31 protein-coding genes are annotated in these 26,673 nt (G+C 41.8%); 30 read left to right on the plus strand and 1 reads right to left on the minus strand.

Translation table 11 applies throughout. From position 1 onward, the window contains the following. The first annotated feature begins 194 nt into the window (after positions 1–194). From J4N22_RS16040 to J4N22_RS16105, 14 genes are all read left to right on the plus strand, one after another. The gene (locus J4N22_RS16040; protein WP_207496272.1) at positions 195–1,793 is read left to right on the plus strand and encodes an OmpA family protein; all 1,599 of its coding nucleotides are present in this window, start codon (positions 195–197) and stop codon (positions 1,791–1,793) included. 195 nt (positions 1,794–1,988) lie between these two features. Beyond that, positions 1,989–3,644 carry an OmpA family protein gene (locus J4N22_RS16045; RefSeq protein WP_207496274.1) on the plus strand — a complete coding sequence of 552 codons (1,656 nt, stop codon included), beginning with the start codon at positions 1,989–1,991 and terminating at the stop codon, positions 3,642–3,644. 138 nt (positions 3,645–3,782) lie between these two features. Further along, positions 3,783–4,598, plus strand: coding sequence for an outer membrane protein assembly factor BamD (locus tag J4N22_RS16050; RefSeq protein ID WP_207496275.1), 816 nt, complete (start codon positions 3,783–3,785; stop codon positions 4,596–4,598). Continuing rightward, positions 4,573–4,914 carry a DNA-directed RNA polymerase subunit omega gene (locus tag J4N22_RS16055; protein ID WP_207496277.1) on the plus strand — a complete coding sequence of 114 codons (342 nt, stop codon included), beginning with the start codon at positions 4,573–4,575 and terminating at the stop codon, positions 4,912–4,914. The genes J4N22_RS16050 and J4N22_RS16055 overlap by 26 nt, the downstream gene beginning before the upstream one ends. Positions 4,915–4,978: 64 nt before the next feature. After that, positions 4,979–6,181, plus strand: a complete 1,203-nt coding sequence (gene coaBC / locus J4N22_RS16060; RefSeq protein WP_207496279.1) for a bifunctional phosphopantothenoylcysteine decarboxylase/phosphopantothenate--cysteine ligase CoaBC — start codon at positions 4,979–4,981, stop codon at positions 6,179–6,181. Then, positions 6,168–7,088: a type IX secretion system protein PorD gene (porD, locus tag J4N22_RS16065; protein ID WP_207496281.1), complete on the plus strand. Its 921-nt coding sequence runs from the start codon at positions 6,168–6,170 to the stop codon at positions 7,086–7,088. Before coaBC ends, porD begins: the two co-directional genes overlap by 14 nt. Continuing rightward, entirely contained in the window at positions 7,085–7,468 is a 384-nt protein-coding gene (locus J4N22_RS16070) for a DUF4296 domain-containing protein (RefSeq protein ID WP_207496285.1), read from the plus strand. The genes porD and J4N22_RS16070 overlap by 4 nt, the downstream gene beginning before the upstream one ends. Beyond that, positions 7,465–8,166: a CoA transferase subunit A gene (locus J4N22_RS16075; protein ID WP_207496287.1), complete on the plus strand. Its 702-nt coding sequence runs from the start codon at positions 7,465–7,467 to the stop codon at positions 8,164–8,166. Before J4N22_RS16070 ends, J4N22_RS16075 begins: the two co-directional genes overlap by 4 nt. A gap of 1 nt (position 8,167) precedes the next feature. Then, a complete protein-coding gene (locus tag J4N22_RS16080; RefSeq protein ID WP_207496289.1) occupies positions 8,168–8,914 on the plus strand; it encodes a hypothetical protein in 747 nt (248 codons plus the stop codon). Continuing rightward, on the plus strand, positions 8,914–9,570 hold the full coding sequence (locus J4N22_RS16085; protein ID WP_207496291.1) for a 3-oxoacid CoA-transferase subunit B: 657 nt from the start codon (positions 8,914–8,916) through the stop codon (positions 9,568–9,570). The genes J4N22_RS16080 and J4N22_RS16085 overlap by 1 nt, the downstream gene beginning before the upstream one ends. 160 nt (positions 9,571–9,730) lie before the next feature. Next, positions 9,731–10,165, plus strand: coding sequence for a response regulator (locus J4N22_RS16090; RefSeq protein ID WP_207496293.1), 435 nt, complete (start codon positions 9,731–9,733; stop codon positions 10,163–10,165). 292 nt (positions 10,166–10,457) lie between these two features. Next, positions 10,458–11,654 carry a thiolase family protein gene (locus tag J4N22_RS16095; RefSeq protein WP_207496295.1) on the plus strand — a complete coding sequence of 399 codons (1,197 nt, stop codon included), beginning with the start codon at positions 10,458–10,460 and terminating at the stop codon, positions 11,652–11,654. A gap of 83 nt (positions 11,655–11,737) precedes the next feature. Next, positions 11,738–12,259 carry a hypothetical protein gene (locus tag J4N22_RS16100; protein WP_207496297.1) on the plus strand — a complete coding sequence of 174 codons (522 nt, stop codon included), beginning with the start codon at positions 11,738–11,740 and terminating at the stop codon, positions 12,257–12,259. 137 nt (positions 12,260–12,396) lie between these two features. After that, a complete protein-coding gene (locus J4N22_RS16105; RefSeq protein WP_207496299.1) occupies positions 12,397–12,978 on the plus strand; it encodes a hypothetical protein in 582 nt (193 codons plus the stop codon). A gap of 132 nt (positions 12,979–13,110) precedes the next feature. On the opposite strand, the gene J4N22_RS16110 is transcribed toward J4N22_RS16105, so the two are convergent. After that, positions 13,111–13,530, minus strand: a complete 420-nt coding sequence (locus tag J4N22_RS16110) for an aspartyl protease family protein (RefSeq protein WP_207496301.1) — start codon at positions 13,528–13,530, stop codon at positions 13,111–13,113. 310 nt (positions 13,531–13,840) lie between these two features. Between J4N22_RS16110 and fusA the strand changes: the two genes are divergently transcribed. From fusA to rpsQ, 16 genes are all read left to right on the plus strand, one after another. Next, positions 13,841–15,988 carry an elongation factor G gene (gene fusA, locus J4N22_RS16115; RefSeq protein ID WP_207496303.1) on the plus strand — a complete coding sequence of 716 codons (2,148 nt, stop codon included), beginning with the start codon at positions 13,841–13,843 and terminating at the stop codon, positions 15,986–15,988. Positions 15,989–16,202: 214 nt separating this feature from the next. Then, on the plus strand, positions 16,203–16,427 hold the full coding sequence (locus J4N22_RS16120; protein ID WP_207496305.1) for a type II toxin-antitoxin system HicB family antitoxin: 225 nt from the start codon (positions 16,203–16,205) through the stop codon (positions 16,425–16,427). Beyond that, a complete protein-coding gene (locus J4N22_RS16125) occupies positions 16,420–16,611 on the plus strand; it encodes a type II toxin-antitoxin system HicA family toxin (RefSeq protein ID WP_207496307.1) in 192 nt (63 codons plus the stop codon). The genes J4N22_RS16120 and J4N22_RS16125 overlap by 8 nt, the downstream gene beginning before the upstream one ends. Before the next feature lie 178 nt (positions 16,612–16,789). Then, positions 16,790–18,928, plus strand: coding sequence for an elongation factor G (locus tag J4N22_RS16130; protein ID WP_207496309.1), 2,139 nt, complete (start codon positions 16,790–16,792; stop codon positions 18,926–18,928). Between the two features lie 161 nt (positions 18,929–19,089). Beyond that, positions 19,090–20,469, plus strand: a complete 1,380-nt coding sequence (locus J4N22_RS16135) for a DUF5723 family protein (protein ID WP_207496311.1) — start codon at positions 19,090–19,092, stop codon at positions 20,467–20,469. A 236-nt stretch (positions 20,470–20,705) separates the two neighbouring features. Beyond that, positions 20,706–21,011, plus strand: coding sequence for a 30S ribosomal protein S10 (rpsJ, locus tag J4N22_RS16140; protein ID WP_039142986.1), 306 nt, complete (start codon positions 20,706–20,708; stop codon positions 21,009–21,011). A 360-nt stretch (positions 21,012–21,371) separates the two neighbouring features. After that, complete coding sequence (rplC, locus tag J4N22_RS16145; RefSeq protein ID WP_207496313.1) at positions 21,372–21,989, plus strand: 50S ribosomal protein L3; 618 nt, start codon at positions 21,372–21,374, stop codon at positions 21,987–21,989. A 2-nt stretch (positions 21,990–21,991) separates the two neighbouring features. Further along, positions 21,992–22,630 (plus strand): 50S ribosomal protein L4, encoded by a 639-nt coding sequence (gene rplD / locus J4N22_RS16150; RefSeq protein WP_207496315.1) that lies wholly within the window; start codon positions 21,992–21,994, stop codon positions 22,628–22,630. A 25-nt stretch (positions 22,631–22,655) separates the two neighbouring features. Further along, entirely contained in the window at positions 22,656–22,955 is a 300-nt protein-coding gene (rplW, locus tag J4N22_RS16155) for a 50S ribosomal protein L23 (RefSeq protein WP_207496316.1), read from the plus strand. Between the two features lie 64 nt (positions 22,956–23,019). Further along, a complete protein-coding gene (gene rplB, locus J4N22_RS16160; protein ID WP_207496318.1) occupies positions 23,020–23,859 on the plus strand; it encodes a 50S ribosomal protein L2 in 840 nt (279 codons plus the stop codon). 102 nt (positions 23,860–23,961) lie between these two features. Further along, positions 23,962–24,231, plus strand: coding sequence for a 30S ribosomal protein S19 (rpsS, locus tag J4N22_RS16165; protein WP_207496320.1), 270 nt, complete (start codon positions 23,962–23,964; stop codon positions 24,229–24,231). Positions 24,232–24,316: 85 nt separating this feature from the next. Continuing rightward, positions 24,317–24,661, plus strand: a complete 345-nt coding sequence (rplV, locus tag J4N22_RS16170) for a 50S ribosomal protein L22 (RefSeq protein WP_207496328.1) — start codon at positions 24,317–24,319, stop codon at positions 24,659–24,661. A 24-nt stretch (positions 24,662–24,685) separates the two neighbouring features. Continuing rightward, complete coding sequence (gene rpsC / locus J4N22_RS16175) at positions 24,686–25,495, plus strand: 30S ribosomal protein S3 (protein ID WP_207496330.1); 810 nt, start codon at positions 24,686–24,688, stop codon at positions 25,493–25,495. Between the two features lie 121 nt (positions 25,496–25,616). Then, complete coding sequence (gene rplP / locus J4N22_RS16180; protein WP_207496332.1) at positions 25,617–26,036, plus strand: 50S ribosomal protein L16; 420 nt, start codon at positions 25,617–25,619, stop codon at positions 26,034–26,036. Positions 26,037–26,132: 96 nt separating this feature from the next. Continuing rightward, complete coding sequence (rpmC, locus tag J4N22_RS16185; RefSeq protein ID WP_207496334.1) at positions 26,133–26,345, plus strand: 50S ribosomal protein L29; 213 nt, start codon at positions 26,133–26,135, stop codon at positions 26,343–26,345. A 17-nt stretch (positions 26,346–26,362) separates the two neighbouring features. Continuing rightward, a complete protein-coding gene (rpsQ, locus tag J4N22_RS16190) occupies positions 26,363–26,620 on the plus strand; it encodes a 30S ribosomal protein S17 (RefSeq protein WP_207496336.1) in 258 nt (85 codons plus the stop codon). Positions 26,621–26,673: the final 53 nt, after the last annotated feature.

A 26,673-nucleotide genomic window follows, 5' to 3' on the forward strand; every position in this document is an offset into this window, starting at 1 on the left:
ACCCTTGCTGGGCTTGAAAAAGCGCTTGTAAAGTGTTCATACAGAAACTGGTATAATTTTTTAACTTTTGCGATCAACGTTGTAAAAATTTGGTAGTTACTACCCTTTGTCTATTTTTGCAACGATGTCTTTAACGAGATTTTCTTTTAAAAAATTAATAAAACACTTCTATGGCAAGCAAAAAGTACATGTTAATGGCAGGCTTAATCAGCCTCTTCTCCTCTGCAGCTTACTCGCAGCAGAGCGATGCAGGGTATGATTGGAGAGACAGCTCCAAAATTCCTACTAAATTACTTCCTCAACACAGCGAGTTTTTAAACAACGCATACCCTTATCCTTCTAGGCCGCGCGATCAGTGGGAGCTTGGTTTACACGCTGGCCATTCATTTATCATTGGTGATGTATCACCTCGTCCAGGTTTTGGTGGTGGTATCTCGTTAAGAAAATCTTTAGGACATACTTTCTCTTTAAGAGGTGATTATACAGGTTCTTTCAACTATGGCTTGGATTATCGTCCAAGAACAAATGCCCAACTTCCTGGAAACGTTGCTAACAATCCATGGGCTGGTTATGGTAACAATAATTTCGTAGCTAATTATAGAAACGCTTTGCACCAGGGTAATCTAGACCTGATTGCAGTTTTGAATAATCGTAGCCACTACAGGGGAAATCCTAAAACCAATTTTTATGCTCTAACCGGATATTCAGTTTTAATAGCTGATGTTGACGTAGATGCAGTAGGTGCAAATGGACAACCTTACAATTTCAACAACTTCAATTTTGCTCGTCCTAGAGCTGACATCAAGGATGACCTGAAGAACCTGATGAACATGGATTATGAATCAAATGCTGGTGCATTGAATGGTAATCGTGCTAATGTTGGACGTATCAAGAATAACCAACTGGTAAGACATGCTTTCAGTGCTGGTGCTGGATTCGCTCTGAAACTTAGCCGTACTATCAACTTAGCTCTTGAGCAAAGGTTTACCTTCACTTTTGATGATAACATGGACGGATTGTACGTAGGTCGTTCTAACGATGTTATCAGCTATACAAGTGGTCGTCTGAACATCAACCTTGGTAACAGGGCAAGAAGAGTAGAGCCACTATGGTGGATCAATCCAAACAACTTCATCTACAACGAGCTTAACAGGCCTTCTCACATGAAGCTGCCAACTCCAGTTCTTCCAGATGCTGATGGTGATGGTGTAACAGACCAATTTGATATGGAACCAAATACTCCGGCTGGTGTACCAGTAGATGCACGTGGTGTAGCTAGAGATACAGATGGTGATGGCGTTCCTGATTACAAAGACAAAGAATTGCTAACTCCACAAAGATGCTTCCCAGTAGATGCTGATGGTGTTGGTAACTGTCCAGAAGCTGCTTGTTGTAAAGAAATCCGTGATATGCTTGAAAGTGGTGAATTTGGCCGCAGAGGAGCATGTAACATCGGAAACCTTCCAAGCATCCAGTTTGCTTCAGGTGGTGCTACTTTGACTAACAATCACAGAAACATCCTGAACTCTGCTGCTGCTCAAATTAAAGCTGACCCAACTTGTAAGATCCGCGTAACTGGTCACGCTGCTTCTGACAAGCGTTCTCAACAGCTTAGCTGGGATAGAGTAAATGCTGTTATCCGTTACCTGGTTGAAAGACAAGGTATCAGCCAAGACAGGTTTATCTTTACCTATGGTGAGCAAGGAGATCCTAACACTGTAGATCTGATGGGTACAACAGAAGAAGGTCCTAATACAGTACCTGCTCCTCACCCTCAATACAGAAGAGGATAATTAGAAAATAATAAATAGATAAACCCTTCGTTATAATGACGAAGGGTTTTTTGTGCCTATACGTGAACCATTCAAGAAAAATTGTTAAGTCAAAAGCAGCTTTTTTAACATTTTTCTTTTCTCTAGAGGCAGGACATACTATCTTTGCACACTTAATACTAGAATTAACTGATTGGTGAACCAATTTCTTTGATTATGAGAAAAATTTTAAGCTTACTAACTGTTTTACTTGTCTTTTCTTCAGCTCTTCGAGCTCAATTAGGCGGAACGCATAATTACTTAGATACATCTTACATTTCTCCAAGAAACCTTTCTCAACAACAAGACTTTTTAAACAACTCACACAACTTCCCAAGCAAGCCTAGGGATATGTGGCAATTGGGTGTTTTTGTTGGTTTCCCTTGGATTGATGGAGATTGCCCTCCTGCATTGAAAGGTGCTGGTAGTGGATTAGGTAGCTATGCTCATGGTGTAGGAGTTTCACTTCGTAAATCGTTAGGGTATGTGATATCTCTGAGAGGATCACTTTCTTATTACAACATGATAGGATTGGACTACCAGCGTAACCGTAACTTCAATAACCACGAAGTAATATTGCAGAACTACGCTCCACCAGCTTCTCCTAGAGGATATTTCCACAACCACCGTACACAAGCTGTGGTTCCTTCATTAGAAGCCCTGTTTTCATTAAATAACATTATGTTCCATAGCAAGCAAGGCAGGTGGAATTTGTATGGTATGATCGGCTATTCTGCATTGATGTATGAAACTAAAATAGATGCACTTGATGCGAATGGTGACAGGTACATGTTTGAAAATATCACTACCACTGGTGTTCCTCGTAAAGAAATCCGTGATCAACTAAGGAACATGCTTGATGGTAACTACGAAACAGTTGGAGAAACCAATGATCGTCGTCCGGAAATCGGCAACTTCAATCTTCGCCACAGCTTTACTGCTGGTGTTGGTTTGGAGTATCGTGTAGGTAGAAAATCTTCACTGGGAATTGAGTACAAGCGTATTTTACCTCGTGATGATTATGTTGATGGATGGTATCGTCAGAGCGGTGACCTAGCAAACCCTGTATTCACTTCAGAATGGGATAACATTGGTTTCTTGTCTGTAGGAATGAACTTCAACCTGGGTAACTCAGCTAAGAGAATACCACCACTTTGGTGGATGAACCCTCTTGAGTTTGCTTATAGCGAGTTGAACAATCCTAAGCACATGAGGTTGCCAAAAATTAAATTGGATGATGCTGATGGTGATGGTGTAACTGACCAGTTTGACCTTGAACCTAATACACCTCCAGGTGCGCCTGTTGATACACATGGTGTTTCAAAAGATACAGATGGTGATGGTGTACCTGATTACAGGGATAAAGAATTGCTGACTTTGCAAAACTGTTTCCCAGTTGATGAAGATGGTGTAGGTAATTGTCCTGAGCCAGATTGCTGTAAAGACATTGAAAGAAGAAAAGTAACTACTGAAACTGATTGTAGAATAACTGATCTTCCAAGCGTACAGTTTGCTGGAAATAGTGTGAAACTAAGCCGTGAAGCACAACAGATACTTGCAAGCGTTGCTAACCAACTGAAAGAGCAACCAGCTTGTAAAGTGAGAGTTTCAGGTCATGGTCCTTCAAGTAAAGCTGCTCAGCAATTAAGCTGGGATAGGGTAAATGCAGTTATCAAATACCTGGTAGAGCAGCAAGGTTTGACTGAGAACAGGATCATATTTGAATACGGTACTGAAGGTGATCCTAATACAGTAGACCTGATGGGTACTGTAGAAGAAGGTCCTAATTCAGTTCCTGCTCCACATCCAAACTTGCAAAAAACAAGAAGGTAATCTTCCTTCAAGTTGAAAATAATAACCTCCCGTATGAAGCGGGAGGTTTTTTATTAGGTAAATCTTAACGGCTTTATCTTCATCCAATCAAGGTTCACTTGATATATTGCCAGCAAAAGGCTAGTTTTGCCCACTTTTATGAATAGAAATCTTCTTTTACTGGCTTGCATCATTTTATTAAGTTCATGTGCATCGCAGCTTACCAAGGTGATGAAAAGCACTGATCCGGACTATAAGCTGAAAATGGGTGAGAAATACTTTGCTGAAAAAAAGTATTCGAATGCACAAGTAGTTTTTGAAGATCTTTTCCCCGTTTTGAAGGGTACGGCTAAGTTTGAAGATCTTTATTATAAATATGCTTACACAGCATACCACCTTAAGGATTATATGAATGCTGAAAACCTCTTCAAAACCTTTGTAGAGACCTTCCCTACAAGTCCGAAAGCGGAGGATGCAGATTTCATGCGCGCTTATAGTTTTTATAAACAATCTCCAAAGCCTGAGTTAGACCAGACGAATACATTGAAGGCAATGGGACAAATGCAGGTGTTCATTAATACGCATCCCACTTCGCCTCGTATACATGAAGCCACCGCTATCATTGATGAATCGCGCCAGAAGCTAGAGATCAAGGATAGTAAGAATGCTGAGTTGTACTACAACATGGGTTTCTATAAGTCGGCAGCAATTGCTTACAATTCCATTATAGACAACTTCCCTGATACTGACAAAGGGGATGAATATAAGCTGATGGTTATCAAATCATATTTTCTTTATGCTGCTAATAGTATAGAAGAAAAGCAGGCAGAACGTTATGATAAAGTAGTAACAGAATGTCTTGAATTTGTAGATCGTTTTCCAGAAAGTACATTGACTAAAACTGTAGAAGACTACAGGCAACAATCTTTAAATAAAATAAATAATAAAAATGAGCAAGCTAAGAAGGCAGCTTAGTGCTAACACCAGCAATGTTGTTGAAACTAAAAACCTGGTTGATATAAAAGCTAAGACTGGTAATCTTTACGAGTCTATCGCTATTGTAGCAAAGAGAGCTAACCAAATCAACATTTCTCTAAAAGAGGAGTTACATAATAAGTTGGAAGAGTTTGCAAGCCACACCGATAGCCTTGAAGAGATCCATGAGAATAAGGAGCAGATAGAAATTTCAAGAGCGTACGAGAAAATGCCTAATCCTGCTATTCTTGCAACACAAGAGTTTATGGAGGATAAAATTTATTATCGTAAAAATGATTCAGATCTATTTAGCTAGAATCTAATCTTAATTAACAGCAAACGGCAGTTCTATAACTGTCGTTTTTTGTTACTTTATTACAATGTTGAAAGGCAAGAAAATCTTATTAGGAATTACCGGCAGTATTGCAGCCTATAAATCCATTCTTCTTGTTCGTCTTTTAGTTCAAGCGGGGGCAGAGGTTAAAGTGGTAATGACACCAGCAGCTACTGATTTTGTATCTAAGCTTACACTCGCCACACTATCTAAAAATAAGGTACTGGTAGAACTGGCCGACGAAGCCACATGGTCCAATCATGTGATGCTTGGGCGATGGGCTGATGTGATGCTGGTAGCACCGGCCAGCTGTAATACACTTGCTAAAATGGCTGCTGGTATATGCGATAATCTATTACAGGCAACTTACTTATCTGCCACATGCCCTGTTGTTGTTTCTCCTGCCATGGACGAGGATATGTGGCATCATGCCTCTACTCAACGGAATCTTTCAATGCTTAGAGAGGCAGGAAATGCAGTTATACCAGTAGGAAAAGGTGAACTAGCCAGCGGGTTGTATGGTGAAGGAAGGATGGCTGAGCCTGAACATATCATAGAATACCTGGAAGAAAACTTTTTTAGAGGTAGTAATTTAAAAGATACACTGTGTCTTGTAACTGCGGGTCCCACCTATGAAGCAATTGACCCAGTTCGGTTCATAGGAAATCATTCCAGCGGGAAAATGGGTATAGCCGTAGCTAACGAGCTATATATGAATGGTGCGCAGGTGCACCTGGTACTTGGCCCTGTAGAAAGCAGTAACATCAGGAGTGGTATAAAGGTAACTAAAGTCAATACCGCTGAAGAGATGTACAATGCTTGCGCTTCAGCTTTTCCTGCGACTAAACTGGCCGTGATGGCGGCTGCCGTAGCAGATTATACATGTAAAGAGGTAGCACCTTGTAAGATCAAAAAGTCCGAAGGTCATCTTAACCTGGAGCTGGAAAAATCAAAGGATATACTGGCTTCACTGGGAGCAGTTAAAAAGGAAGATCAATTTTTAGTTGGTTTTGCCCTAGAAACCAACAATGAAGAGGAAAATGCTTTGAAGAAATTAGCTAGTAAAAACGCTGATCTTATTGTGCTGAATAGCATGAGAGACGAAGCCGCCGGCTTTAAAAAGGATACCAACAAAGTGACTATTTTTGATAGGGAGCAGAAGCGTATTTCTTACGAGGCAAAAGAAAAACATTTGGTAGCAAAAGACATTGTTGAACTAATCATACAAAAATTACATGCTAAAGCGTAGTGTATTCGTACTGCTGATGATTGCAGTATCTGTTGTGAGTATTGGCCAGGAGTTGCAGGCAAGAGTAACGGTAAATGCAAGTCGTGTACCTACCACTGTTGATAAAAAGATCTTCAACACTCTTCAAACCCAACTAACAAACTTTCTCAATAACCGTAAGTGGACATCTGATGTTTTCCAGGCGCAGGAAAAGATTGAGTGCAGTTTCTTCTTAAACATAGAATCTGTTGTTGAGACCAATGTATATAAAGCTGCGCTTACAGTTCAGGCTGCGCGTCCCGTTTTCAATTCATCTTACATTACCGCTCTTATCAATTTCCAGGATCCTGATGTTACATTCAGATATGTAGAATACCAGCCTGTGGAATTCAACGACAACAGGGTTCAGGGAAGTGATCCTTTAGCTGGTAACCTTACTGCTGTATTTGCATATTATGTAAATACCATCTTAGGTTTAGATTACAATTCATTCAGCGCAAAGGGTGGTGATATATATTTTCAGCGCGCACAAAATATAGTGAACAATGCACCTGAAAGCAGAAACATAAACGGCTGGAAAGCCTTTGATGGCCAGCGCAACAGGTACTGGTTAATGGAGAACATAATGAATACGCGTTACAACCTGATCCATGATGTGATGTACGCGTATTACAGGCAAGGGCTGGACAATATGTATAGCAACGAAACAGGAGCTCGCGAACAAATACTGCAGGCACTTACTCAACTACAGAACGTGAATGCGGAAAACCCGAACATCATGTTTACCCAGTTTTTCATGCAGGGAAAATCACAGGAACTGATACGCATTTTTAAGAAATCTCCACCACAGGAAAAAACTCGTGCAGTAGAACTATTGCAGAAGCTGGATGTAACCAATGCCAACAAGTACAAACAAGAGCTGAAATGAGGCTGAAGATCTGGATCTGTATCTTATTTGCAGCTTGTTCTTCAGGAAGCATTCCCGGCGATGTACTTCCTCCTGAAAAAATGAAGAAGGTAGCTTTTGATGTTATTCGGGTGGATGAATTTTCACTCAATTTTCTTGCTAATGACTCTTCCAAAGACCTTGTAAAGGAGCGATCGATTTTGTATGAAAAGGTCTTCACTTTGCACAACACGAGCAAAGAGGAATTTTTTAATAGTTATGATTATTACCTTCAACATCCCGATGTGAATAAGCAATTATTCGATTCACTGTTGACCTATGGTAAGCGTATCAATGAAACCAAAGCTGAAACAAAACCGGGAGCCAAACCTGTAAAAGATTTCAAACCAACTGACAAATGAACAAAACAGTAGCTAACGCTGATGAGGCCATAAAAGATGTTGCTGATGGCAGTACATTGATGCTGGGTGGATTTGGTTTATGTGGTATTCCAGAAAACACTATAGCCGCTCTGGTAAGGAAAAATGTAAAAGGTCTTACCTGTATTTCAAACAATGCTGGCGTTGATGATTTTGGATTAGGATTGCTGCTGCAGACACGCCAGATCAAAAAGATGATCAGCAGTTATGTAGGTGAAAATGCAGAGTTTGAAAGACAGTTATTGTCAGGCGAATTGGAAGTAGAACTTACACCACAAGGAACATTGGCTACACGTATACAAATGGCAGGTAATGGTATTCCTGCTTTTTTTACTCCGGCAGGTTATGGAACTGAAATAGCTATTGGTAAAGAAACACGCGAGTTCAATGGAAAAATGTACCTGATGGAACATGCACTACACGCAGATTTTGCTATTGTAAAAGCGTGGAAAGGTGATACTATGGGCAACCTTGTTTTTAGGAAGACAACCCGCAATTTTTCTACCTCAATGGCTAAGGCTGGCGATATAACCATAGCTGAAGTTGAACACCTGGTTCAGCCGGGAGAGCTTGACCCAGATGAGATACACGTTGCGGGTATATATATACATCGCATCTTCCAGGGGAGCAACTATGAGAAAAGGATAGAGAGAAGAACGGTTCAACTTAACAAACAATAGCATGTTCTTAAGTACAGATTTTCTTACTGTTCATTATGGTGTAGATGCCAGGATAGCAAAATATTTTGTAGACCGCGATCCACCTGCCGGCAATCTTTATTGGAAAGATAAATTGCTATACCTGCGTTTTGAACCAGGGTACATTTTCATTCCTCTTATTGTAGATATTCTTTTCAAAAATGGTTTTGATCGCGACCAGTTGTTGTCGTCGGAGTTTATAAACCTGATGGAGGGGATAGGACATGTGAGTGCATTAGAAGAAACTAATAGAATAACAGAAGCAGAGGCTATTGCAGCCTGTTATGATCTAGCTGTTCCTGTTTGTAAAAATGAACAGTTCCTACAAGATGTTACTCGACTGTTGAAAGGTGAAGAGTCTAAGTATACTTCTTTCAAAACCGGGTTTAATGCCCTACATCGGGGTGATCTTTTCCTTTATAGCATTGCTGCCTTATCTGCCGATGAGGCTGCATATGATACAGCAGTAAAATACTGGTTTGCCCTTATCAGCTCGCTTCTTTTACTAGATGATGCAGAGGATGTTCCCGCAGATCTTAAATCAGGTGATGCAAATGCTTTTATAGAAAGTGGTATGGATGAAGACGGGATAGCACGTATAAAGCAGCTTGTAAAAGATAACCTGCAATTGATTTCTACTACCAATAAAGCAATGGCGCTAAGGCTGGATAAACAGCTGGTGGATATGCTGAAGAAACCACATTTTCAACACCTTCTCAACCTACAATAATGGCATTAGATAAATTTGGAATTGCAAAAAGAATAGCAAAAGAACTTCAGGACGGGATGTATGTAAATCTTGGTATTGGCATACCAACGCTTGTCAGCAATTATGTTCCCACAGGTATGACTGTGATCTTCCAAAGCGAGAATGGTATTCTTGGAATGGGGCCTTATCCTGTAGCTGAAGAGGTAGATGCGGACCTGATAAATGCTGGTAAAGAAACAGTAACAGTAATACCTGGCGGGGCTTTCTTTGACAGTGCTGAAAGTTTTGGTATGATAAGAGCTGGCAAGGTGGATCTTACCGTTTTAGGTGCCATGGAAGTAAGCGAAACAGGTGATATTGCCAATTGGAAAATACCAGGTAAAATGGTGAAAGGTATGGGTGGCGCAATGGACCTTGTTGCCAGTGCAAAGAACATTATAGTTGCCATGCAACATACTAATCCAAAAGGTGAAAGTAAATTATTGCCTGCATGCACTTTGCCACTCACTGGTGTAAGGTGTGTAAAAAAAGTGATCACTGATCTAGCAGTGATTGATATCACCGATGCTGGCTTTGTGCTTAGGGAATATGCTCCGGGTGTAACCATTGAAGAAGTGAAAGCTAAGACAGCCGGTAAGCTGATTGTTGCTGATGACGTAAAAGAAATGGATCTCTAAACTTTTAGTTTCTTCAGCTTCCACAGGTGGAGCAAAATAATCCACAGTTTTTTTAACTGCAGGAGCTACCCTCAAGATGCTGTAGATGTTGATAGCCAACGAGTGGGAGCACAAGAAAAAAGTTGGAGCCGATTTTGTGTCACTAGAGTAAAACGTTCTAATGGTGGATGCGGCTTTACAGAGGTATACTATAGATTTGATTGATGATGATTTGGATGAAGCTGAATTCTTGCAGCAGGCCATAGCAGAAAATAATCTTCCCATCACTTTACGACATTATAAAGATTTCTATCATTTTTCTGATACTGTATCAGGTGGTTCTTTGCCTGATCTGTTAGTAATAGATATCAACTTACCAAGGAAAAACGGCATAGAGGCGCTGCATGAAATCAAAACAGATGTTACGCTTTCTGCAGTTCCGGCTGTTACTTTTACCACCAGCACTTATACTAAATACCTTGAAGAAAGTAAGGAAGCTGGTGCCATCCAGTTGATTGTTAAACCTACTACAAGTACGGGGTATAAGCATGTTGTAGATCTGTTGTTCAACATTTGCAGGAGCTACAAAATGCCTTCTATGAGTGTTGCTTGCTGATTAAGCTTTTGTGGCTCAATTTTTTTTACTGTTCCACAAATACTGCTTATGGAATATTTTATAAACGGAACTGTTGTTTTAATGCTGTTTATTTTTTTTTCGCTGGTAAATCGTGAGACCAGGATCAAGGAATAAAACTCCCTTCTCAAGCTACAATTCATCTTTCTCCTCTTATCTATCTTGATCTGAAGGCTTTTCTGCATTTTCATTAGACTTATCTTCATTAGCCTGGAGAATTGAAGTCAATCATCTACCTCATATCTTCGCTGTCTTCCAATTAATTACTTGTTATATGACAGATGCTTATATCATAGATGCTATACGTACACCTGTAGGCCGCTTTGGCGGTAAGCTAGCTAGTGTTCGGCCAGATGACCTTCTTGCACACGTACTGAAAGAAATTGTAAAACGAAATCCTGCTGTGGATGTAAATGCTATAGAAGATGTGATAGCAGGGGCAGCCAACCAGGCTGGTGAAGATAATCGCGATGTGGCAAGGATGGCGCTGTTACTGGCGGATCTGCCTACACATATTGGAGGTGCTACTGTTAATCGACTATGTGCTTCAGGGTTACAGGCAATCATGGATAGTGCAAGGGCTATTATGTGCGGCGATGGTGACCTGTACATAGCTGCTGGTGTTGAAAGCATGACACGGGCGCCTTTTGTAATGGCTAAAAGTGATACCCCATGGAGCCGCAACGTTGAGGTATATGATACTGCTTTGGGATGGCGCTTTGTAAACAAGAAACTGGCAGAAAAATATTTCCCTTTCAATATGGGTGAAACGGCGGAGAATGTAGCAGAGAAATATTCTGTATCTCGCGAAGAACAGGATGCTTTTGCGCTGCAAAGCCAGCAACGGTACCAGCAGGCGCTAAAGGAGGGTAAATGGCAGGAGGAGATCACGCCTGTAGAGATAATAGAAAACAAGCAGCCTGTACTGTTTAGTGTAGATGAGCATCCAAGAGAAACTTCATTAGATAAGCTGGCGTCATTGAAGCCTGCCTTCAAAAAAGATGGAACCGTTACAGCTGGCAATTCTTCTGGTATAAATGATGGTGCAGCAGCTATGCTGGTAGCCAGCCATCAGGCAGTAGAGAAATATAAACTAAAACCAATGGCAAGGGTGAAGGCAATGGCAGTGGCTGGTGTTGATCCTGCCATCATGGGGATTGGTCCTGTTCCGGCGGTACGCAAAGTGCTACAGCGTGCTGGTCTTTCTGTAAATGATATAGACCTGTTTGAATTAAATGAAGCTTTCGCCGCACAATCAATTGCCTGTATCCGCGAACTGGAACTAGACCCGGCGAAGGTGAATGTAAATGGTGGATCAATAGCTATAGGGCATCCATTGGGTTGTAGTGGTGTTCGCATTTCCACCAGCTTATTGTACGAGATGAAAAGACGAAAATCCCTTTATGGCCTGGCTACTATGTGTGTAGGAGTAGGGCAGGGAGCGGCAGTTATATATGAGCGGGTTGAGTAAAAGGTCCGGATTAATTTATTGTAAAGTGAGGTCAAATTCTGATGGTAGCCAAATGCTGCACAAGAATAGTTTTATATTTAAATATGTTTTTAAAACCACTGTTCCTCGTCGCTTTATGTATTAGTTCCCTGCTATGCCAGGGGCAGAAACTTGGCATCTTTGATTTTGTAATAGGTAGACCACTGCCCGCTGATATGCACACCTTATATGATGTAAAAAACCATCCTGTTCAGAAAGAAGTGCTGTTGGTAAAAGGACGAAATGAAAAGCTACGTGCATTCCATGTAGAGTTGGATAGTGTGCAGGTAAAAACAGATCAATTAGGCATCATAAAGGAAATAACTGTTTCAACGCCATTCGTCCATTACGCAGATAATATCCGCCTCGATTTTGATTGGGAGCTACTGCTACAGGAACTTAAAAATGAATTTGGAGCCGCATTTACGGTAGGCAGAACAAGAACCAATGGAATGGTCGCCATATGGTTGTTCCAGCAGAATGTTCACCTCTCCGTTTCTATCTACAGGGTTTTTCCAAAAGATGAAAATAAAGAAAGACGTTTTGTTCTGCACTGGGAAAGTAAACCAACCCCACTAGTTAATTAAACGTGCAACGATAGTGGGATTGTATGTTTGCTTTAAAAGGAACTTGCTCGTTTTAGGCTATAAGTTCTTGTATAACAATTTGTTGGCTTTTTTTGGCACAAGCTTGGGAAGTCGAGAGCTAACCAAAAAACGCTCTAATGACAAAACTATACTTACTAGTCTCGCTATTGTTTTTCACTACTATTAGCTCTGCTCAAACTATTGCCACAACTTCAGATGGTCGACAAGTTGTTTTGCTGCCTGATGGCACCTGGCGGTATACCTTCATTAACCAGCAAGGAGGTCAAACAACTAATCTGGTTGATACGTATAATAAAGCTTACACTTACGCTTACGATGTAGTGTATGCTGATGAGTTTTTTTCTTCTGAGAGAAGGCTTAAAGCGCAAAGCTGGGCGCTTGACAATATGCGTCCAGGTATCAGCCTGCCTATTGGTACAAAAAGCCTGGAGCAGTGGTTTGACGAGCTGAACAGCTTTGCCTATGACATGGTTTACAAGAATGAATTCTTTCCCGCGGACAGGAGGAAGAAAGCAGCCACGTGGGCAGCACAGCTGCTAAAAGAATCCAGCTGGTACGAAGATTTCCGCCTCAGTACAATTGACAAGCACCGGATGGCATACGACCTGGCATACGACCGGATCTTTAAAGAAGAGATGTTTAGGCAGGAGCGTAGAAGAAAGGCGCTGGAGTGGGCAAATGAATTTGTGAGAAGGTAGTACCTGTTACTCAAGCATCAACACCAGCTTTAGTGGATTGGAAGAGGTAGTTTACTGTAACAAGATTATCTTAAGGATTTGATGCCATGATGCGAGTTTCAAGCAACATGGAAAGAAAGAAAGTGAAACGACTTACTTCATCTTCATCTGCGCAAAATAAGGATGGTCAGGATTGACAATGAGTTCCTGGCGTAGCGGGTGGATCAAAACATCCATATCTTCTAAAGGAATAGCACCTAATAGAACTTCAGAATCGCCTGGCAGAACCATTGCTCTGCAGGTGGTCGCACGGTTTTCAAATCTTAGTTCAACAGGGGCAACTACATCGCACTCAACTATAGAACCATTTGCGAGTTGAGCTTTGCGCTTTTCAACTACAGGAAGTTGAAGTTGCTCCTGCAGGTTTTCATTTATTGCCAACATGTATGAACCTGTATCAACAAGTGCTGATACCCTCATCCGCTTTACTTCCTCTTCTCCAATTATATGCCTTCGGGCTAATGCCAAGTCTTCGCCATTGATCAGTTCTATTTCTGCATATACTAAACCCATAGAAAAAGCTTTTCGTAAAAATACTAATTGCACCAGGTTAAGCAAGATATATCTACCCTTCATTAACCCATTCTTAATCCCACTTTCGATTTTAATTAACCATCTGCTCCTGTTATTACAGATGAAATTCATACCTTTGCGCCTCCAAATCCCTCACCTGCTGGTTTTTACCAGGTTTTAGTGCCAGGAAAACTACAGCAGATTAGCGGATCGTGGTACAAGTGTGCGACGCAACGGCTGCCGAATAAAGATCGGATGCTGGTTACACACAAAAAAACTCACGTCAATTAACAACACAAATAAACAAGTCATGGCGGACTTAAGGTATCAAAGAAACTTCGGTATTGCGGCGCACATCGATGCGGGCAAAACGACGACTACAGAACGTATTCTGTATTACACGGGTGTGAACCATAAGATTGGTGAGGTGCACGATGGTGCAGCTACCATGGACTGGATGGCGCAAGAGCAGGAGAGAGGTATCACAATTACTTCGGCTGCTACCACCTGTTTCTGGAATTTTCCTACTACACAGGGTCAAAAAAATCCTGACACTAAGCAATACAAATTCAACATTATTGATACTCCGGGTCACGTGGACTTTACCGTAGAGGTGGAGCGTTCTCTGCGTGTACTTGATGGTTTGCTGGCTTTGTTCTGCGCTGTATCTGGTGTAGAACCTCAGTCTGAAACTGTTTGGCGCCAGGCTAACAGGTATAAAGTTCCAAGGATTGGTTTTGTAAACAAAATGGACCGTAGCGGTGCTGACTTCCTCAACGTTGTTAAGCAAGTACGTGAAATGCTGGGTGCAAAAGCAGTTCCACTTCAATTACCAATTGGTGCTGAAGACAACTTCAAAGGTGTGGTTGACCTGATTACTATGAAAGGTATCATTTGGGATGAGGCTAGCCGTGGAATGACTTTCCAGGAAGTGCCTATTCCTGCTGATATGCAAGAAGAAGTGGATCAGTACCGCCAGGAGCTTGTAGAAGCTGTAGCTGAATACGATGAGGCGCTTCTAGAGAAGTTCTTCGACGATCCTAACACCATCACTGAAGAAGAAATGCACGAGGCTATCCGTAAGGCTACCATCGACCTTTCTATCATCCCAATGATGTGTGGTTCTTCATTTAAAAACAAAGGTGTACAAACTGCACTAGATGCCGTTGTACGTTACCTTCCTGGTCCACTGGATATTGAAGCTGTAAAAGGAACTAATCCTGATACTGGTGAAGAAGTTCTTCGTCATGCTGATCCAAAAGGTCCTTTCGCTGCCCTTGCATTCAAGATCATGACTGACCCATTCGTAGGTCGTCTTGCATTCTTCCGGGCTTATTCTGGTCGCTTAGATTCTGGTTCTTATGTACTGAACGTACGTACTGGAAAGAATGAGCGTATTAGCCGTATCATGCAGATGCATGCTAACAAGCAAAACCCTGTAGATTTCATCGAAGCTGGTGATATTGGTGCTGCTGTTGGTTTTAAAGATATCAAAACTGGTGATACCCTTTGTGATGAGAAACATCCAGTTGCTCTTGAAAGCATGACTTTCCCTGAGCCGGTAATCTCTATCGCTGTTGAGCCTAAAACACAGGCCGACGTAGATAAAATGGGTATGGCTATCGCTAAACTGGTAGAAGAGGATCCAACATTGCGCGTTAAGACTGACGAGGACACTGGTCAGACTATCCTTAGCGGAATGGGTGAATTACACCTTGAGATCATCGTTGACCGCATGAAGCGTGAATTCAAAGTTGAGATCAACCAGGGTGCTCCTCAGGTTGCTTACAAAGAGGCTTTCACTTCTAAGGTTGAGCACAGAGAGACATTGAAAAAGCAAACGGGTGGTCGTGGTAAGTTCGCGGATATCGTATTCGAAATCGGACCTGCTGACGAAGAGTTCCTGAAAGAAGACAAAGGCAACTTCCAGTTTGTAAACGACATTTTTGGTGGATCAATTCCTCGTGAATTTATTCCAGCTATCCAGAAAGGTTTTGAACAAGCAATGAACACAGGTGTACTGGCAGCTTATCCTGTTGATAGCATGAAGATCCGTGTATTCGACGGTAGCTTCCACGCTGTTGACTCCGATGCAATGTCATTTGAATTGTGTGCTCGTGCAGGTTTCCGTACAGCTGGTAAAAAAGCTAAGCCGGTATTGCTTGAGCCGATCATGAAAGTTGAGGTTATCACTCCAGACCAATACATGGGTGATGTAACTGGTGACTTGAACCGTCGTCGTGGTATGCTGGAAGGTATGGACAGCCGCGGTGGTGCACAGGTTATCAAGGCTAAAGTTCCTCTGAGCGAAATGTTTGGTTATGTAACTCAACTTCGTTCATTGTCTTCTGGTCGTGCAACTTCTACCATGGAGTTCAGCCACTACAACCCAGCTCCAAACAACGTAGCTGAAGAAGTGATGGCTAAGCAAAAAGGTAAATTGAAAGTGGAAGACTAGTAGTAAGTACTAAGTCTAATTAATAAGATAGCCCTGCTCTTTTGAGCAGGGCTTTTTTGTTGCGGTCATTTGTTATTTTGGCGGCGGTTGTTGCGTCGCACACTTGTACTGCAGTGCAGGAGGCGGCGAGCAAGTAGGAAAGCTTTCAGTAGTTACGAGCAAGGGTATAAAATCTATACGGCAGGAGGTTTGTATATTTACTAAAAAGGATTTTATGTCGATAAAGGTAAACGTGGTATTTAGCAGGGATGATGATGGGTACTATGTATTTTGTCCTGAACTGCCCGGATGTCATTCACAAGGAGATACTTTTGAAGAGGCTCGCATCAACATCAAAGAGGCGGTAGAGTTGTACCTGGAAACGATGACAAAAGAAGAGATAGATAAGGCGCTTGGTAAAGAACTAATAACCACAACCATGGAGGTAGAAGTTGGCTAAACAGGTCATACTTACTGCCAGAGAAGCCGAAAGTCTTCTATTGAAGGCAGGGTTCCAGCTAATACGCAGTAAAGGGAGCCACCGCATATACATGCGTGAAAAGCAAAGGGTGGTAGTTCCTTTTCATTCTGGAAAAACGCTTCACCCGAAGATTGCAAAGCAGGTACTGGATGCCTGCGAATAAGACAAACCTCAGCATCTATCAGCGCCATTATTACCTTCTGATTTTATGTTTCATCCCTCCCCCTGATTTTAAGCTCCTCTTCTGCTGACAACACTCATATTTTGGTAACTTGTATAGCGTTTAGCTTTGATTAGAAGGCCCTGTTCTCCATTTTACTTCACCATTCAAACCTATTGCTATGCCAGAATTTGATACCGCACACGTAAAGAACGTTGTACTGCTGGGCCACTCCGGCAGTGGAAAAACGACACTTGCTGAAAGCATGTTGTACGAAGCCGGCATGATACATAAACCCGGCAGTATAGAAGAAAAAAATACAGTAGCAGACTATACAGAACTGGAGAAGGAGCGAGGGAATTCCATCTTTTCAAAACTATTGCACACGCACTGGAAGGGATACAAAATCAATGTGCTTGACACACCCGGTTACGATGATTTTGCCGGGGAAGTAATCAGTGCTTTGCGTGTGGCCGATACAGGAGTGATGTTGCTGAATGCAAGTACAGGCGTAGAGGTGGGAACAGACATCATCTGGGAGTATATACTCCAATTCAAAACACCCACCATTTTTGTTGTCAATCAATTAGATCATCCGCAGGCGGATTTCAATAAAACGGTACAGGAAGCGAAGAACCATTTTGGTAAAAATGTAGTGCTGGTGCAATACCCGGTCAATGTAGGTCTTGGTTTCAATGCTATCATTGATGTATTGAATATGGTAATGTACCAGTACAAGGATGGAGAGCGGAAGCCGCATAAACTACCTATTCCAGAAGAAGAAAGAGCACGTGCAGAAGAGCTGCACAAGGAGCTGATAGAAGCCATTGCCAGCAACGATGAAACGCTAATGGAAACATATTTTGATAAAGGTGAGCTAACAGAAGATGAGATGCGTGCCGGTCTACATCTTTCCATGGTTCGTCACGACTTGTTCCCCGTTTTTTGTCTGTCAGCAAAACAGCACCGTGGTGTGGCAAGGCTGATGGGGTACATAGATAATGTTTGTCCTCCCTCCAATGAAATGCCACCACAGATCACCCGCAAAGGCGAGCTATTGCCATGTGATAGTAGTGGTCCTGCTTGCTTGTTCATTTTTAAAACGGTGACAGAACCACATGTAGGTGATCTTAGTTACTTCAAGGTTTATTCTGGTGTTGTAAAGGCAGGAATGGAACTGGTAAATGAGAATACCGCTGTGACAGAAAAGCTCAACCAGTTGTTTGTTATAGAAGGGAATAAAAGAATACCTGTACAGGAACTGGTAGCAGGTGATATTGGAGCCACTTTAAAATTGCGAAACACCCACACCAACAACACGCTACACGAAAAGGGCAAGAACCTGGAACTGGAACCAATTGTTTTTCCTGAACCTAAGCTGAGTATAGCCATTGCCAATAACAAAAAAGGTGAAGAAGAAAAGCTAGCCACTGTTCTACACCAGCTACAAGAAGAGGATCCTAGTATACAAGTAGAAGTTTCAACTGAAATTGGACAAACGCTACTGCATTGCCAGGGAGATATGCACCTGGCAATAATCAAGTGGAAGCTGCAGCACTTGTTTCACCTGGATGTACTGTTCACTAAACCACGCATTTCATATCGTGAGACCATACGTAGTGAAGCAGAAGCCACGTATAGACACAAGAAACAATCGGGTGGTGCCGGACAATTTGGTGAAGTAACACTTCGTATAGAACCATGGAAGGAAGATATGCCTGAGCCTCACGGGCTGACTGTTAGGGGCAAGGAGGTGCATGAACTGCCATGGGGTGGAAAACTGGTTTATTACAATTGTATTGTAGGAGGTGTAATTGACACTCGTTTCTTGCCATCCATTTACAAAGGGATTATGGAGCGGATGCAGCAAGGGCCTCTTACCGGTTCTTTTGTACGCGATATAAGAGTATGTGTATTTGATGGAAAGATGCACCCGGTGGACAGCAACGATATGGCTTTTAAATCGGCAGGTATGATGGCTTTTAAAGAAGCATTTCAGAAGGCTGATCCGCAACTGTTAGAACCTGTTTATTATGTAGAAGTTCGTTGCCCTGAAGATCTTACTGGTAATGTAATGGGCGACCTTCAAATGCGCCGTGGCATGGTGGAGGGTATGGAAACAGAAGGTCATTTTACTGTTATTCATGCTAAAGTACCGCATGCAGAGCTTTACCAGTATGCTTCTGCCTTACGTGGTCTTACCCAGGGCAGGGCTCGTTTTAAAATGAAATTTGATCATTATGCTCCTGTTTCAGGTGAGCTGCAACGCAGGTTGACTGAAGCATACAGGAAGGAAGGTGTAGAAGCAGTGGCAGTTTAACAAGGAGCTACCGTTCAACAATATTCAATACCTCTTCGGAGGTATTTTTATTTGAGCCTCTAATGTGTTCTTTTGAAGTTTAGTCCTTGTTGAATAAGAAATAACTTTTTTATACGTTCATTAAGTTCATTTTAATAATCAAAAACACACAGATGGTTCACATGAAAAAGATAGTTTTTTTATCGGCACTGGCACTGGCAACTTTTGTTGCTGGAGCACAAGATTTTCCTGGATTCAGAGTTGGTAACTATACAGGCGTAAACGGCGTCTTCTTCAATCCTGCTAACATTGCGGATAGCCGTTACCGGTTCGATATCAACCTGTTTTCTGTATCAACCATGGTTGGTCAAAACCAGGCTGCCTTCAAATTGAGCGACATCAATACTTTCGACAGCGATAAGCTGAGTGACAACTTGTTTTCTGGCGGCGAAGGAAATGTGAATGCACTGGTAAGTGCTAATGTGCAAGGGCCGTCCTTCATGTTCAATCTCAACAAGAAGTCAACTATTGCGGTTACTACCCGTGCACGGGCAATGGTAAATGTGGTTGATATCAATGGGAAGTTATTGCAGAACATCATGAATGATCTGAATGCCAATGCTACTTTGCCATATTCCATCAACTCGAATGATAATATGCGTGTTGCATTAAATGGATGGTCTGAAATAGGAGCTAGTTATGCTCGTGTTATTTCAGAAAAAGGACCGCATTTTCTAAAGGGTGGAGTTACATTGAAATATTTAGGCGGTGCAGGCAATGGATTTATAAATGTAGCAAACCTTAAGAGCACCATCAACCAGGATGCATTGGGCGATGTATACCTGAACAATACTACCGGTCAAATTGCTGTTGGTTTTGGAGGTAAAAATCTTTCTGGCCTGGAAGCTTCCAACCTGCTGGCAATGGAAAGTAGCGGCTTTGGTGCCGACCTTGGCTTTGTATATGAATACAGGCCAGCATCTGCAGGAAACGATGCCAACAAATACAAATTCAAAGTAGGCGTAGCATTGATGGATCTGGGTTCTGTTCGTTACAAAAAAGATATGGATCGCTCTGGTGCTTATAATCTTGACATCACCGGTTCTGAAAGATTTTATTTACGTGAGATCGAGAACGAAGATCTTGAGAACTACAACAGGTTCTTTAGGTCACGTCCTCAGTTCTTTACACCATCTGCTTCCAATAGTGAAACTTCTTATTCTGTTTCTCTTCCAAGCACTCTTAATGTGGATGTAGATTACCACATCAACAAAGGCTTCTATGTTAGTGCTTCAGGCTTGATTTCATTGATGAATAAGAGCAAAGTTGAAAACCCGATGTACTATTCCAGCTTTGCTGTTACACCCCGTGTAGAAGGAAGGATCTTTGGCGTATACCTGCCCATCAGTTATAATCAACTAACCAATCTTAATGCTGGTTTGTCATTGCGTATGGGGCCAGTATTCATTGGTTCTGGAAGTATAGTAAGCTTGCTGGTAGGGGAGTCTAAGCAAGCAGACGTACATATAGGTGTGCGTTTTGGCGGATTAGTGAAAAAATAATTTATAGTTATCAAACCTAAAAGAACCTGCTGATCTTTCAGCAGGTTCTTGTTTTTTATATAGCTTTATGCTGTACAGAAATAGCTGTATCATTAAGCGCAGCTTAAAGAACAGCAGGAGTGGCAGCTTTTTTGCATAATTTTTGTCTTTTTCTACAACTTTTCTACAAAAATTGTTGGCTGCTATAGTGCAACCTCTTACCTTTGCGCTCCCAATCACAAAATTGGGTACCGATTATGTCCCAGAGAATCAGAATTAAATTACAGTCTTACGATCACAATTTGGTAGATAAATCTGCTGAGAAGATCGTAAAAACAGTTCGTAGTACAGGTGCAGTAGTTACAGGTCCTATTCCTCTTCCTACTCAAAAGAAAATCTTCACTGTATTGCGTTCACCACACGTTAATAAGAAGGCTCGTGAGCAGTTCCAACTGTGTACTCACAAGAGGTTGTTAGATATTTATACTTCAAGCAGCCGTACTGTAGATGCTCTAAGTAAGTTAGATCTGCCTTCTGGAGTAGAAGTAGAGATCAAAGCATAAGGCTTTGCCAGAATTGTCTGGGCCAGTTTACTGGTAACATTTAGTTCTTTTTTAAATCGGGTTCTTATTTACCAACTAAATGGTAAAATGAATAACCTGGTATTTCATCTGCGAAAACTGTTGGTGCAGGAATAAGCAGCGCTGAAACATTTGAAATTTTCATTCTTCAACAAGTGTTGAAGGCAAACATATGAACAAGCCCTTCGAGGTTTGTTTACCTCCGGTACTTCCCCTTCTGCTTTGGCAGGATACTCAGGAAAAGGTCGGCGGCAAACAGAGGATTGAAATCCTTCTTTTGTCCACCAAACAAAAGAAATAAAAAGGATTGTCCTTACACCATCGGGGCATAAACCACAAACAATGAAAGGTATTATTGGTAAAAAGATCGGGATGACCAGCATCTTCGGCACCGATGGTAAGCAAACAGCTTGCACCATCATCGAAGCTGGTCCGTGCCTGGTAACCCAGGTGAAAACGCAGGAAACTGACGGTTACAACGCTCTTCAGATCGCTTACGGCGACAAGAAAGAAAAGAACTCCACAAAGGCCGAAATCAATCACTTTGCAAAGGCCAACACTACCGCTAAACGCGTAGTAAAAGAATTAAGAAACTCCTCTCTGGAAAAAGCACTTGGTGAATCAATTACCGTTGACATTTTTGCTGAAGGCGAGAATGTAGAAGTAGTAGGTACTACAAAAGGTAAAGGTTTCCAGGGTGTTGTTAAGCGTCATGGCTTCCATGGTGTGGGTGAGGCTTCTCACGGACAACACGATCGTCAAAGAGCTCCAGGTTCTGTAGGTGGATCATCATATCCTTCACGAGTTTTTAAAGGTATGCGCATGGCTGGCCGTATGGGTCAAGACCGCGTGAAGGTGAAAGGACTGAAAATCGTTAAGATCTTCCCTGAAAAGAATTACATATTAATCAGTGGTTCAGTTCCTGGCCACAATGGTTCCATCGTTTTAATTCAGAAATAATTATGCAACTAGATATTTTCAATATAAAAGGCGAAAAGACCGGTAGAACTATTGAACTTCCGGAAGAGATCTTTGGTGCTGAGCCAAATGAGCATGTCGTTTACCTTGCTGTAAAGCAATATTTAGCTGCAGCTCGCCAGGGTACACACAAAGTAAAAACCCGTGCTGAAGTACAAGGTGCAAGCCGCAAACTTCATAAGCAAAAGGGAACTGGTGGTAGCCGTAAAGGTAACATCCGTAACCCTCTATACAAAGGTGGTGGTACTATCTTCGGACCTAAACCTCACCGTTACGATATTAAGTTGAACCGTAAAGTGAAAGATCTTGCTAAGATCAGTGCACTTTCTGCTAAGGCTAAGGAGAATTCAATTGTAGTTATCGAAGACATCAACTTCGCTACACCTAAAACAAAAGAATTTACCACTGTGATGAGTGCTTTGAATGTAGATGGTAAAAAAGCTCTTTTTGTTATACCTGAATACAACGAAGCATTATACCTGAGCAGCAGAAACATTCCTAATGCTGATACAGCTTTACTAAGCGACATCAACACTTACGAGATTGTAAATGCAGATGTACTGGTATTTACCGAAGGTGCAGCAAAAATACTAACAGAAGCTGACGCAGAGGTAGCAGCATAATTGACAACTATTCAAATTAAGAATAATGAGACTCGCAGAAGTTTTAGTAAAGCCGATACTTACCGAAAAAGCAAATGCTCAGCAAGACAAGTTGAGGAGATATGCTTTCAAAGTGGCACGTAAAGCAAACAAGCTTGAGATAAAAAAAGCTATTGAAGAATTTTACGGTGTAACTGTTACAGATGTGAACACTTCTGTAGTACCAGGTAAAAACAAGACCCGCTACACAAAAGCAGGTTTTGTAAAAGGCCAAAAGCCAGCTTACAAAAAAGCGTTGGTTACCGTAGCTGAAGGTGAAACAATTGACCTGTACGGAACTCTTTAGTAGTAAGTACTAAGTATTAAGTAACACAAAGTATGGTCGGCAAGACCGCAAAAATTGCAATAAAATGGCATTAAGAAAATACAAACCAACAACAGCAGGCACCAGGTGGAGAATTGGTAACGCCTATGCTGAGATCACTTCCGATACTCCTGAAAAGAGTTTGCTTGAATCTAAGAAAAGAACTGGTGGTAGAAACTTCCAGGGTAGAAGAGCAATGAGGTACATCGGTGGTGGACACAAGAAGCAGTACCGTATCATCGATTTCAAGAGAAACAAATTTGATATCCCTGCTACTGTTGCAACTATAGAATACGATCCAAACCGTACTGCATTTATAGCCCTGCTAAACTATGCTGACGGTGAAAAAAGATACATCATTGCTCCGCAAGGACTACAGGTAGGTGCTACTATTGTTAGTGGTGCTACTGCTCCTCCGGATCTTGGTAACGCGCTTCCAATGAAGAACATGCCACTGGGTACTGTTATTCACAACGTAGAAATGCAGCCAGGTCAGGGTGGTAAACTGGTAAGAAGTGCGGGTACATCTGCACAGCTTAGCAACAAAGAAGAAAGATACGCTGTACTGAAAATGCCAAGTGGTGAGCTGCGTAAAGTATTGATCAACTGTTTTGCTACAGTAGGTGTAGTAAGCAACAGCGATCATAGCTTGCAAAGCATGGGTAAAGCTGGCCGTAACGTATGGAAAGGTATTCGCCCTCGCGTACGTGGTGTAGCTATGAACCCTGTAGATCACCCAATGGGTGGTGGTGAAGGTAGAGCATCTGGAGGTCAGCCTCGTAGCAGAACCGGTCAGTACTCTCGTGGTCTTAAGACACGTACCAAAGGAAAATCAAGCGATAAGCTGATCATCCAAAGAAGTAACGGTAAGAAACTGGCAAAATAAAATTTGAAAATGTGGCAATTTGAAAATTTGAAAATGGTTTTCAAATCACAAAAACAAAGATCATTTTCAAATTTTCGAATTCTCTAATCAACTAATTATAACATGGCTCGTTCGATTAAAAAAGGTCCTTATGTAGCTGCTAAGCTGGAAAGCAAAGTGGTTGCTATCAACGAAGGTTCAGCTAAGAAATCAGTTATCAAAACCTGGTCTCGCCGCTCTACCATAACCCCTGACTTTGTGGGACATACATTCGCTGTTCACAATGGTAACAAATTCATTCCTGTGTACGTAACCGAATTTATGGTAGGTCACAAACTGGGCGAATTTGCACCAACCCGCAACTTCAAAGGACACTCTAACAAGAAAAATTAAAATCGTTGAACGTTTAAAGTTTAAAGTCTAAAGTTGAAAGAACTTAACCTTAAACTCTAAACCTTAAACTTGAAACTGAATACAAATGGAAGCAGTAGCAAAATTGAGAAATCAGCCGACATCGCCACGCAAAATGCGTTTGCTGGCAGATCTTATCCGCGGCATGTCTGTTGAAAATGCCCTTGCAACTTTGGAACATCATCCAAAGCACCCGGCAACACCACTAGGTAAGTTGCTGAAGAGCGCAATCAATAACTGGGAGCAAAAGAATGAAGGTACTAGTGCCGCAGATGCTAACCTGGTAGTAAAAACAATATTTGTTGATGGAGCCCGCACTTTGCGTCGTATGCGTCCAGCACCTCAGGGTCGTGGATACAGAATTCGTAAGCGTAGCAACCACGTAACGATCATTGTAGATTCAAAAAACTAATCGTAAAACTTTTATAACCATTATATGGGTCAGAAAACAAATCCTGTTGGTGCAAGGTTAGGTATCATCCGCGGATGGGAGAGTAACTGGTACGGTAATCACAAAGATTACGCAAACAAGTTGATTGAAGATCACAAGATCAGAACTTACCTGAATGCTCGTATCAACAAAGGTGGTATTGCTAAAATAGTGATAGAGCGTACCCTTGGTAAACTTATCATCACTATTCATACTTCTAAGCCAGGTATCATCATCGGTAAAGGTGGTGGCGAGGTAGACAGAATTAAAGAGGAGCTTAAGAAGCTGACTGGTAAAGAAGATGTTCAAATAAACATTCTTGAAATACGTCGTCCTGAGCTGGATGCAAACATTGTAGCTGATACAATTGCACGCCAGATCGAGAACCGTATCAACTATAAAAGAGCTATCAAAATGGCAATCGCTTCTGCACTTCGTATGGGTGCTGAAGGTATAAAGATAAAAGTTGGTGGCCGTTTGGGTGGTGCTGAAATCGCTCGTTCAGAAGAGATCAAACAAGGTCGTACACCATTGCATACTTTCCGTATGGATATTGATTATGCAAACGTATTTGCCCTTACTGTTTATGGAAAGATCGGTATCAAAGTATGGATCTGTAAAGGTGAAGTACTAGGTAAGCGCGAACTTAATCCAAACTTTGTTGGCGGTAAAGAAGGCGACAACAACAGGAGAGAAGGCGGACGTGGTGGAGACGACAGAGGTTTCCGCGGCGGCGATAGAAGAGATGGCGGTGGCCGTGGTGGCGACAGAAGAGACAATGGACGCCAAGGTGGTGGTGGTGGTGGAAGAAGATAAGAGATACCTCTTACTCACCCCGCACACGAAGACCCGATAAGGGTACATTAAAAATAAATATTGACAAGATTGAAGTGTAAGACCCCGAAACTTCAATTCAGAAACTCGAAACTTAATAAAGATGTTACAGCCGAAAAGAACGAAGCACAGAAAAATGCAGAAAGGGCGCATGAAGGGCGATACCAAGCGTGGTGCAACCTTAGCCTTTGGCTCGTTTGGTTTGAAAGCATTAGACTCCGTTTGGTTAACTAACCGCCAGATAGAATCTGCCCGCCAGGCAATGACCCGTTCAATGAAAAGAGAAGGTAATGTTTGGATCCGCGTTTTCCCTGATAAAGTAATTACTCACAAGCCTGCAGAGGTAAGGATGGGTAAGGGTAAAGGTAACCCGGAATATTGGGCTGCTGTGGTACAACCAGGCCGTATCATTTTTGAAGCGGATGGCGTATCAGAAGAAGTTGCAAAGGCAGCATTTGCACTTGCAGCTCAAAAGCTACCAATCATGACCAAGTTTGTAGTTCGCAGAGAATTGCAGGGATAATACAATATGCTAATTAGCTAATTTGAAAATTTGAAAATGCGATAGCGTCTTCAATATCAAATTTTCAAATTCTCAAATTTTCAAATTAAACACACAATGGCAAGTAAGAAATTTGATTTTAATAAGAGCCTGAAGGAGATCAACGAGAATGATCTGAAGGCCCGCATCCAGGAAGATGAGCTTCGCCTGAAAAAGCTTGAGTTTGCTCATGCTATTTCTCCACTGGAAAATCCACAGAGTATCCGTTCTTTAAGAAGAGACGTAGCTCGTTTAAAAACTGAATTAAAGAAAAGAGCGTTAGGCATCTAACCCATAAAAATATCACAATGGTGGAAAGAAATTTGCGCAAAACAAGAGTTGGGATCGTTAGCAGCAACAAGATGGATAAAACCGTTACTGTAGCTGTTGAAAGAAAAGTAAAGCACCCAATCTACGGTAAGTTCGTTAAGAAAACTACCAAGTTTCATGCTCACGACGAGAAAAACGAGTGCAGCATTGGCGATACTGTAAAGATCATGGAAACCCGTCCGCTGAGCAAAACAAAGCGCTGGAGACTGGTGGAGATCGTAGAAAAAGTAAAGTAAGGTATGAAGCCGCATGCTTCAGGTTGTTTAACCTCAAGCCTCTGCATTTCTTA

The sequence above is a fragment of the Aridibaculum aurantiacum genome (assembly GCF_017355875.1).
Lineage (GTDB): Bacteria > Bacteroidota > Bacteroidia > Chitinophagales > Chitinophagaceae > Segetibacter > Segetibacter aurantiacus.